This window comes from Campylobacter sp. RM19072, assembly GCF_024723485.1.
Lineage (GTDB): Bacteria > Campylobacterota > Campylobacteria > Campylobacterales > Campylobacteraceae > Campylobacter > Campylobacter porcelli.
On sequence record NZ_JANQCU010000046.1, the window covers coordinates 1 to 1,378 of the forward strand.

Here is a 1,378-nt window from a genome sequence, read left to right on the forward strand (position 1 = left end):
ACAGTTACTGAAAATATCAAGCAACAAGCTCAAATTTTACTAGATGATAACAATGAATATAAAAAAATGTCAAATGCTATAAATCCTTATGGCGATGGAAAAGCGTGTGAAAAAATAATCGCTTTTTTACAACAAAATTTATAAATCTAAATAAAAAAGGTAAAAATATGGATAGTGTAAAAACAGTTTGCGTTATAGGTTTGGGGTATATAGGATTACCTACTGCGGCTTTACTAGCAAATAACGGCTATATAGTTCATGGTGTTGATATTAATCAAAATGCAGTTGATATAATAAACCAAGGTAAAATTCATATAGTAGAGCCAGAGTTGGATAAATTTGTATATCAAGCAGTAAAATCAGGTAAATTAAAAGCCGATACCAAGCCTTGTGAGGCAGATGTATTTATAATAGCAGTTCCAACACCATTTCACCACAATAGCAAAGATATTCCAATTCCTAATTTAGACTATGTTATGTCTGCTACTAAATCTATAATTCCATATATAAAAGATGGCAATATAATTATATTAGAAAGCACATCTCCTATTGGCACTACTCAAAGCATAGAGAACTTACTATCCAAAAACCAAGTAGATACCACCAAAATATATATATCCCATTGTCCTGAAAGAGTTTTGCCAGGATATATAATGAAAGAGCTAGTCCAAAACGACAGAATAGTAGGTGGCACAACCAAAGAAGCTACAGAAAAAACAGCTCTATTTTATAAAACCTTTGTAAAAGGAGAGGTATTAAAAACAGATGCTAAAACTGCTGAGATGAGTAAGTTAGTTGAAAATAGTTTTAGAGATGTTAATATAGCATTTGCTAATGAACTATCGATGATTTGTGATAAATTTGATATAGATGTATGGGAGCTAATAAAACTTGCAAATAAACACCCTAGAGTTAATATCTTAACACCTGGATGTGGAGTAGGAGGCCATTGTATAGCAGTAGATCCTTGGTTTATATGTAGTAGTGCACCTGAGAATTCAAATCTTATAAAAACAGCTAGATTGGTAAATGATTCTAAACCTAAATATGTAATATCAAAAGTAAAAGAGAAAATAAAAGATATTAAAAATCCAAAAATTGCTTGTCTTGGTCTTGCATTTAAACCAGATATTGATGATTTAAGAGAGAGTCCAGCTGTTTTGATAACGGAGGAGCTATCGCAAATACCAAATTCTCAAATTTACGCAGTTGAGCCAAATATAAAATCTCTACCAAAACAATTAAACAAAGATAATATTCATCTAACTTCATTAGATATAGCATTAAAAGATTGCGATGTTATAGTAGCCCTTGTAAAACATAATGAATTTATAGGACTTAAATCAAATAAGATTATGGATTTTGTGAATTTGTAAGG

The 1,378-nt window shown here is 30.6% G+C and carries 2 protein-coding genes; both read left to right on the forward strand.

What is annotated here, in order from left to right:
- Positions 1-15 precede the first annotated feature (15 nt).
- The gene (locus CSUIS19072_RS08365) at positions 16-144 is read left to right on the forward strand and encodes a UDP-N-acetylglucosamine 2-epimerase (RefSeq protein ID WP_141083173.1); all 129 of its coding nucleotides are present in this window, start codon (positions 16-18) and stop codon (positions 142-144) included.
- 23 nt (positions 145-167) lie between these two features.
- Complete coding sequence (wecC, locus tag CSUIS19072_RS08370; protein WP_086293863.1) at positions 168-1,376, forward strand: UDP-N-acetyl-D-mannosamine dehydrogenase; 1,209 nt, start codon at positions 168-170, stop codon at positions 1,374-1,376.
- Positions 1,377-1,378 lie beyond the last annotated feature (2 nt).